Source organism: Caldisalinibacter kiritimatiensis (assembly GCF_000387765.1).
In the GTDB taxonomy this organism is placed as follows: domain Bacteria; phylum Bacillota; class Clostridia; order Tissierellales; family Caldisalinibacteraceae; genus Caldisalinibacter; species Caldisalinibacter kiritimatiensis.
Genome location: NZ_ARZA01000244.1, coordinates 1 through 7,553 on the forward strand (window position 1 = coordinate 1; position 7,553 = coordinate 7,553).

Here is a 7,553-nt window from a genome sequence, read left to right on the forward strand (position 1 = left end):
AATTATAGAAAATATTAATAGCTCATCTACTAAAAGACCTTTACTTGAAACAAATAATTGGAAAGAAAAAGTATTAAAATTGCTAAATAAACGTAGAAATTTGTATTATGCTAGTGCAGATTATGTTATAGAGATAGATAATAGAAATATTCAGGATATTGGTGGAGAAATAATAAGAACATTTTATAAAGAGTCTCTGAATTTATAACTAGAGACTCTTTTATATATAAACTGACAAAAAAATTAAGTTGATTCTATTCAAAAAAAAGAAAGTATGATAATATATTATATGAATAGATATAGGAAGGGTTTAGAGATAATGCCAAATATTTTAGTGATACATGGACCGAACCTTAATATGCTTGGGAAGCGTAATCAAAATTTTTATGGTAGTAGAAGTTTAGAAGATATAAACAATATTATTGAAAGAAAAGCTAATGAAATAGATTTTAACGTAGATATATATCAATTTAGTAGTGAAGGAGATATAATAACAAAATTAAATGAAGCATTTAATGAATACGACGGAGTTATTATAAATGCTGGTGCTTATACACATTATAGCATTGCTATTAGAGATGCTATTGAGATTTTAAAAATACCTGTTATTGAAGTCCATTTATCTAACATATACAATAGAGATGAGTTTAGAAAAAAATCGGTTATATCTCCAGTTTGCAAAGGACAAATTTCAGGTTTTGGATATGTAAGCTATTTATTAGCTCTAGAAGCTATAAAATATTTATTACAGGAGGATTAATATGAATAATAGAATTGAAAAATTAAGAAAGAAAATGGAAGAATTAAATTGTGACTGGACCTTAATTTTTAAACCAGAGAATAGAAGATATTTTAGTGGATTTACTGGTACTACGGGTTACGTATTAATATCTAATAATAATCAAATGTTTGCAACAGACTTTAGATATACTGAACAAGCTGAAACTCAATGTAAAGGTTATGAAATAAAAGAAATTAATAAGCAAAAAAACATATTTAGCTTATTAAAAGAGTTAAAAATTGAAAGATTAGGCATTGAAGATGAATTTATTACATACCAATTTGTTAATAATATAAAAGAGAAAGTTGGGGATATAAAATTAGTTCCTCTAAAAGGTGCATTAAATGATATAAGAATGATAAAAGACTCACAGGAGATAGAATATATACAAAAAGCAGCAGAGATAACTGATAAAGCACTGGAGTATATGTTAAAACAGATAAAAGTAGGTATGACTGAAAGGGAAGTAGCAGTTGAATTAGAGTATCAAATGAAAAAATTAGGAGCAGAAGGACCATCTTTCGAATTCATTGTAGCATCAGGTAAGCGTTCGTCAATGCCTCATGGTGTTGCTTCCGATAAAGTTATAGAAGCAGGTGACTTAGTAACTATTGATATGGGTTGTATATATAAAGGTTATTGTTCTGATATGACAAGAACTTTTGTTATGGGTAAAGCAAATGAGGAACAAGAAAAGATTTATAACATAGTTTTAAATGCACAAGAGGAAGTATTAAAGTCGATAAAACCTGGTAAAACTGGTTTTGAATTAGATAAAATAGCTAGAGATATAATTACTAATGAAGGTTATGGTCCAAGGTTTGGACATAGCTTAGGACATGGAGTAGGATTAGAAGTGCATGAACAACCATATCTAGTTCAGCACGAAATGGGTAAAATAGAATTAAAACCAGGAATGGTAATTACAGATGAACCAGGTATCTATATACCAGGATTTGGTGGAGTAAGAATAGAAGACCTTGTTGTTGTCACAGAAGATGGCTGCAAGGTATTATCTAAATCTACAAAACAATTAATAGAAGTAAATAATTAGTTAGTAGGAGGTAATAGAATGATATCAGCAGGAGATATTAAAAAGGGTGTGACTATTGAATGGAAAGGAAGTATATGGCAAGTAATAGACTTTCAACATGTTAAACCAGGTAAAGGAGCAGCTTTTGTAAGAACTAAAGTTAAAAACTTAAAAACAGGAGCAATAAGAGAAGAAGCATTTAACCCAACTGAAAAGTTTCCAAAGGCTCATATTGAAACTAAAGAAATGCAGTATTTATATAATGACGGTTCTTTATATTATTTTATGGATACTGAAACTTATGAGCAGATACCATTAAATTATGAACAAGTTGAGGAAGCTATTAAATATATAAAAGAAAATGATGTTGCTATAATAAGATTCCATGAAGGTAAACCATTTGATGTTCAAGCACCAAATTTTGTTGAGCTTGAAGTTATAGAAACTGAACCAGGTGTTAAAGGTGATACAGTAACAGCAGGTACAAAACCAGCAACAGTTGAAACAGGAGCAGTTGTAAATGTACCAATGTTTATAAATGTTGGGGATAAGATAAAAATAGATACAAGAACAGGAGAGTATTTATCTAGAGTTTAGGTAATAATATATATTAAAAAGGAGGATATAAAAAATGGATTATTTATATGAAAGAATTTCTTATTTAAGAGGGTTAGCGGAGGGATTAGAAGTTGATGAGAGTAGTAAAGAAGGTAAATTAATGCTACATATAATCGATACGCTTGAAGATTTAGCTGATGCAGTAGCTGAAGTAGTTGAAAATCAAGAAGATTTAAGTGAGTATGTAGAATTGATGGATGAAGATTTAACAGATGTAGAAGACGAATTGTTTGGTGAACTCGATGAAGAGTATTATTATGATGAATACGACCCAGAATATTTAGATGAGGATTTAATTATTGATGAAAATGAATACATTGATGATGAAATAGAAGAGTAATAGCTTAGTAAAGGAAATAAAGCCTTGATGTATGAAAATACATCAAGGCTTTTAAATTTTTTGGCATATTATAAGGTGAAATTCAATACCTATATATATAAGAGAGGAGGACATGTTATGCAAACACATAATAATAGAGAAATTTTAAAGAAAGTAAAAAAATATAAAAAGCTAGATGATATATTAACTTATTTAGACCCAGAAGTAGCAAATGTTATAAGTAAAATTCCAGATAGATATAAAAATCAAGTTGAAGAAATAAGGATGAGAATAGGAAAGCCTTTGATGATTTTCTTAAATGGTGAAGACTATTTCATTAACAGTAATGGACAATTAAGAAAAACAAATATAGATACTATGATTATATCAAGTAAAAATGTTTATAAAACCTTTCGAATATTAAGTAATTATTCAGTCTATGCATTTGAGGAAGAAATAAAAAATGGATTTATAACAATAAAAGGTGGACATAGAGTTGGAGTGAGTGGCAAGGCTGTGTATGGAAAAAATGGACTAGAGACTATAAAAAAAATATCATCTTTAAATATAAGAGTAGCAAGAGAAATAAAAGGTGTATCTAAAAAAGTTATTCCATACATTATAAAACAGAATAATAGAATATATAATACTTTAATAGTTTCACCACCACAATGTGGTAAAACCACTTTATTAAGAGATATAGTCAGAAATATAAGTAATGGAATTTCAAAAGACAATTTTTATGGTGTAAAAGTAGGAATAGTGGATGAAAGGTCAGAAATAGCTAATATGTATAATGGAGAGCCTCAGAATGATGTAGGAGTTAGGACTGATGTATTAGATGGTTGTCGTAAGTATGACGGTATTCTAATGTTAATCAGAGCTATGTCACCTAATGTAATAGCAACAGATGAAATAGGGGATGAAAATGACATAAAAGCTATTCATGAAGCACTTAAGGCTGGAGTTAATATAATAGCTACGATACATGGTGAAAATGTAGATGATATTAAAACAAAACCTATTATGAAGAAAATTATTAATGAAAAAGTTTTTGAAAGAATAATTGTTTTGGACAACTCAAAGGGTGTTGGAACAATAAAAGATATAATTGATGGTAGCAAATACAATTCTTTACTTAATAAGGGGATATGAGCATGTTATTTTTAAAAATTGTTGCAAGCTTGATGATAATTTCATCATGTACTTTAATTGGATATTTTTTAGGAATGACTTATTCAAAGCGTGTTGAAAATTTGATTTTATTGCAAAATTGTATACGCATTTTAGAAACTGAAATAGTATACTCTGCAACACCTTTACCAGAAGCATTTAATAATGTTTATTTAAAGGGCAACAAAAAAGTTTCCTATGTCTTTAATGATATTAAAAAGTATCTTATTCAAAATAAAGATGCAACGGTATTTGATGTTTTTGTATCAGTAAGTAAAACATTAAGTGACGAATTGCATTTGAAAAAAGAAGATATTGAAATAATTTTGTCTTTAGGTAGAGTTATTGGAAACTCAGATAGATTAGACCAACAAAAACATTTTAAAATGATACATACTCAATTAGAAAATCAATGTAAAGAAGCTGAAGAAAGTAAAAAGAAAAATGAGAAGTTATATAAAAATTTAGGTGTAATGTCAGGTCTTGCAATAACTATTATATTATTTTAGATGAAAGGGGATAGAAGATGAGTGTAGACTTAATATTCAAAATAGGTGCCATAGGTATATTAGTGGCCGTATTAAATCAGGTTTTGATAAGGTCTGGTAGAGAAGAACAAGCTATGATGGTTACAATAGCAGGAATAGTTGTTGTTTTGATGATGGTTGTTAATTTAATAAATGATTTATTTAACAGTGTTAAAACAATATTTCAACTGTATTAGCGAGGTTGAGGGCAGATGGAGATTATTCAAGTTGTAGGTATTGGGATAATCGCAACAGTACTAGCAATTTTACTAAAGCAACAAAAGCCAGAGATGGCAATTCATATAAGTATTGTAACAGGCCTAATAATATTTTTGTTTGTAGTAACAAAGTTAAAGTACGTTGTTGATTTTTTAAGTAGCTTAGCTGATAGAATTAATATAGACTTTATATATTTTTCTACAATATTAAAAGTTATTGGTATAGCTTATATCGCTGAATTTGGTGCTCAAGTTTCAAGGGATGCAGGTGAAGAAGCAATTGCATCAAAAATAGAATTAGCAGGAAAGATATTAATTATGGTATTGGCAATACCAATAATGACAGCGTTAATTGATTTAATAGTTAAAATTATGTCCTAAGGTGTGAAATAGATGAAAAGAACGATTTTGATTGCTATAATTATAATTTTTATACCACATATAATATTTGGAATAGATAGTAGAATAGATGATGAAACTTCAACTGAAAGAATAATACAAGAACAAATAAAAGCTCTAAAATTAGATGAACTTCAGAAACTTATTAATGAAATAAACGAAAGAAGTAGTGAAGAACTACCTAAAATAAACTTTAAGCAATATTTAGTTTCTTTATTAAAGGGTGAGCAAGTGTTATCAAATGAAGAAATACTAAAAGTGATATTTAGGTTAGTTTGTAGTGAAATAGTTACCAATGCTGGTCTCATAGCAAAACTAATAATATTAGCAATTATCTGTGCTATTTTAACAAATATACAAAGTGCTTTTGAAAATAATACTGTAGGTGAATTATCTTATTATGTTTGTTATTTAATATTAATAGCTATAGTAATAAAGAGCTTTGCACTTGGACTTGAAATAGGTAGAAGCGTTATAGATGATATGGTAGTTTTTATGCAAGCTCTTTTACCAGTATTAATTACATTACTTTTAGCAGTTGGAGGAATAACCTCATCAGCATTATTCCACCCATTGATATTAGGTGCATTAAACGTTATCAGTACAATGATGAAGGATATTATTTTACCATTAATATTAATATCAGCAGTTATTGGGATAATAAGTAAGCTATCAGATAAAGTACAGATATCTAGATTAGCAGGGTTAATAAGGCAAGGGGTAGTTAGTATTATTGGCATTTCGCTTACTATATTTTTAGGTGTAATTTCGATACAAGGAACTGCTACTGCTAAAGTTGATGGAGTTACTATTAGAACTGCAAAGTTTGCAGTGGATACCTTTATACCTATAGTAGGTGGTTTTCTTTCGGATGCTATGGATACAGTAGTAGGATGCTCAATGTTACTTAAGAATGCTATAGGAATAATAGGATTAATAGTTCTTTTTATTATTTGTGCTGTACCTTTGATAAAAATAATTTCTTTAGTAATAATATATAAAATTACTGCTGTGGTTATTGAACCTATTTCTGACAGGAGAATAGTAGATAGTTTAAGTGAAGTTAGTAAATCATTTGTAATAGTTTTTGCTACAGTTGCTTCTGTTGTAATAATGTTCTTTATGGCTATTACCATAATCATATCTGCAGGTAACATAACTGTAATGATGAGGTAGGTGTTTTATATGATGGACTTTTTGAAAAACTGGGCTGTGAATATAGTTATACTTACCGTTTTTGTAGCTCTCCTAGAAATTATTCTGCCAAGTAGTACAATGAAAAAGTATATCAGAGTAATAATAGGTTTTTTAATTATTATTGTTATAATAAATCCATTCATAAAATTATTTGATAATTACATAAAAATAGAAAAAGAAGTATTTGCAAATTTAACAAAAGGAGGGGAGTTTGATAAAAAGACAAAAAGCTCTTTTATAAGTGAAAATAATGAAAGAATTTTAAAGTTATACAAACAAAATCTAAAGAGGAGTATAGAAGAAACATTAAGAAAAAGAACGAAGTATATAACTGAAGTAATAGAGATAGATATAATAGAGAATCGAAAAAAAGAAAATTATGGATATATAAGGGAGATTAAATTGTTAGTCAAAGAGAAAAACAATGAACCATATGTAGATAAAAATGATAACCATATAAAAGTGAATCAAATAGATGAAGTTAAAATATCGATTGGAGATTCGAAAAAATCGAATAAAAAAGCAGATGAAGTTAAATTAAATTCAATACTTAACGTTTTAACAGATAGCTATAGTATACCGAAAGAAAAAATATATATTTATATGAGTGATGAATAGGGGGTATAAGATGAACATTTTTGATAAGTTAAGAAAAGGTTTTAAAGACGGACCTTATAAAAAACTTATAACTAATATGTTTATAGTTTTATTAATGGGGGTTGGAATATTAATAGCCACAAGTAGTTTTACTAATAAAAAAGCTGAGGACGATAAATTACTTATAGATAATAATAAGAATCAAAAACCTATAGAAAATAAGTCATATAATAACGTGGAAAATTATGTTACTAGCATGGAAGAAAAACTTGAAAAAACTCTTGAAAAAATTAAAGGTGTAGGTGAAGTTGATGTTATGTTAACACTAGAAGATTCAGCTGAACGTATACCAGCATTTAACACAACAAAAATGCAAGAAAGTACAGAGGAAAAAGATGCTCAAGGTGGCACTCGTAATATAGTAAAAGAAGATACAACGCAGCAGATAGTAGTAAGTAATAATGGGGGAAATGACTCACTTTTGGTTATCAAAGAAGTTAAACCAAAAGTACGTGGTGTAATTGTAGTTGCAGAAGGTGCTGAAGATATTTTAGTAAAAGAAAAACTTTACTCAGCAGTAAAAACAGTTTTAGGTATATCCGGGAATAAAGTTGAGATATATTCAAGAGAATATAGATAGTTGCAAAATACAAAATTAAACTTATCCACAGAAAATTAGTAAAAAAAATAG

At 28.3% G+C, this 7,553-nt stretch carries 12 protein-coding genes; all 12 read left to right on the forward strand.

Annotated elements, in window-relative coordinates; genetic code table 11:
* Nucleotides 1–208, forward strand: a 208-nt coding sequence (locus L21TH_RS10980; protein ID WP_034429942.1) for a shikimate kinase, incomplete at its 5' end; no start/stop codon positions are given.
* Between the two features lie 111 nt (nucleotides 209–319).
* Nucleotides 320–760, forward strand: a complete 441-nt coding sequence (gene aroQ / locus L21TH_RS10985) for a type II 3-dehydroquinate dehydratase (protein ID WP_006316038.1) — start codon at nucleotides 320–322, stop codon at nucleotides 758–760.
* A 1-nt stretch (nucleotide 761) separates the two neighbouring features.
* The gene (locus L21TH_RS10990; RefSeq protein WP_006316039.1) at nucleotides 762–1,835 is read left to right on the forward strand and encodes a M24 family metallopeptidase; all 1,074 of its coding nucleotides are present in this window, start codon (nucleotides 762–764) and stop codon (nucleotides 1,833–1,835) included.
* A gap of 18 nt (nucleotides 1,836–1,853) precedes the next feature.
* On the forward strand, nucleotides 1,854–2,411 hold the full coding sequence (efp, locus tag L21TH_RS10995; protein ID WP_006316040.1) for an elongation factor P: 558 nt from the start codon (nucleotides 1,854–1,856) through the stop codon (nucleotides 2,409–2,411).
* 34 nt (nucleotides 2,412–2,445) lie between these two features.
* Nucleotides 2,446–2,772, forward strand: a complete 327-nt coding sequence (locus L21TH_RS11000) for a CD1247 N-terminal domain-containing protein (RefSeq protein ID WP_006316041.1) — start codon at nucleotides 2,446–2,448, stop codon at nucleotides 2,770–2,772.
* 117 nt (nucleotides 2,773–2,889) lie between these two features.
* The gene (spoIIIAA, locus tag L21TH_RS11005) at nucleotides 2,890–3,906 is read left to right on the forward strand and encodes a stage III sporulation protein AA (RefSeq protein WP_006316042.1); all 1,017 of its coding nucleotides are present in this window, start codon (nucleotides 2,890–2,892) and stop codon (nucleotides 3,904–3,906) included.
* Between the two features lie 2 nt (nucleotides 3,907–3,908).
* The gene (gene spoIIIAB, locus L21TH_RS11010; RefSeq protein WP_006316046.1) at nucleotides 3,909–4,433 is read left to right on the forward strand and encodes a stage III sporulation protein SpoIIIAB; all 525 of its coding nucleotides are present in this window, start codon (nucleotides 3,909–3,911) and stop codon (nucleotides 4,431–4,433) included.
* Nucleotides 4,434–4,450: 17 nt separating this feature from the next.
* Entirely contained in the window at nucleotides 4,451–4,648 is a 198-nt protein-coding gene (gene spoIIIAC, locus L21TH_RS11015) for a stage III sporulation protein AC (protein ID WP_006316047.1), read from the forward strand.
* 15 nt (nucleotides 4,649–4,663) lie between these two features.
* Complete coding sequence (gene spoIIIAD / locus L21TH_RS11020; RefSeq protein ID WP_006316048.1) at nucleotides 4,664–5,050, forward strand: stage III sporulation protein AD; 387 nt, start codon at nucleotides 4,664–4,666, stop codon at nucleotides 5,048–5,050.
* 12 nt (nucleotides 5,051–5,062) lie between these two features.
* Complete coding sequence (gene spoIIIAE / locus L21TH_RS11025; protein WP_006316049.1) at nucleotides 5,063–6,244, forward strand: stage III sporulation protein AE; 1,182 nt, start codon at nucleotides 5,063–5,065, stop codon at nucleotides 6,242–6,244.
* 12 nt (nucleotides 6,245–6,256) lie between these two features.
* The gene (gene spoIIIAF, locus L21TH_RS11030; protein WP_034429947.1) at nucleotides 6,257–6,883 is read left to right on the forward strand and encodes a stage III sporulation protein AF; all 627 of its coding nucleotides are present in this window, start codon (nucleotides 6,257–6,259) and stop codon (nucleotides 6,881–6,883) included.
* A gap of 10 nt (nucleotides 6,884–6,893) precedes the next feature.
* Nucleotides 6,894–7,502, forward strand: a complete 609-nt coding sequence (gene spoIIIAG, locus L21TH_RS11035) for a stage III sporulation protein AG (protein ID WP_006316053.1) — start codon at nucleotides 6,894–6,896, stop codon at nucleotides 7,500–7,502.
* Nucleotides 7,503–7,553 lie beyond the last annotated feature (51 nt).

Coding starts and splice junctions, on each gene's coding strand:
- spoIIIAA (WP_006316042.1), top strand. CDS start 2,890: ATGCAAACACATAATAATAGAGAAATTTTAAAGAAAGTAAAAAAATAT.
- spoIIIAF (WP_034429947.1), top strand. CDS start 6,257: ATGGACTTTTTGAAAAACTGGGCTGTGAATATAGTTATACTTACCGTT.
- spoIIIAB (WP_006316046.1), top strand. CDS start 3,909: ATGTTATTTTTAAAAATTGTTGCAAGCTTGATGATAATTTCATCATGT.
- L21TH_RS10990 (WP_006316039.1), top strand. CDS start 762: ATGAATAATAGAATTGAAAAATTAAGAAAGAAAATGGAAGAATTAAAT.
- spoIIIAD (WP_006316048.1), top strand. CDS start 4,664: ATGGAGATTATTCAAGTTGTAGGTATTGGGATAATCGCAACAGTACTA.
- efp (WP_006316040.1), top strand. CDS start 1,854: ATGATATCAGCAGGAGATATTAAAAAGGGTGTGACTATTGAATGGAAA.
- spoIIIAE (WP_006316049.1), top strand. CDS start 5,063: ATGAAAAGAACGATTTTGATTGCTATAATTATAATTTTTATACCACAT.
- spoIIIAG (WP_006316053.1), top strand. CDS start 6,894: ATGAACATTTTTGATAAGTTAAGAAAAGGTTTTAAAGACGGACCTTAT.
- L21TH_RS11000 (WP_006316041.1), top strand. CDS start 2,446: ATGGATTATTTATATGAAAGAATTTCTTATTTAAGAGGGTTAGCGGAG.
- spoIIIAC (WP_006316047.1), top strand. CDS start 4,451: ATGAGTGTAGACTTAATATTCAAAATAGGTGCCATAGGTATATTAGTG.
- aroQ (WP_006316038.1), top strand. CDS start 320: ATGCCAAATATTTTAGTGATACATGGACCGAACCTTAATATGCTTGGG.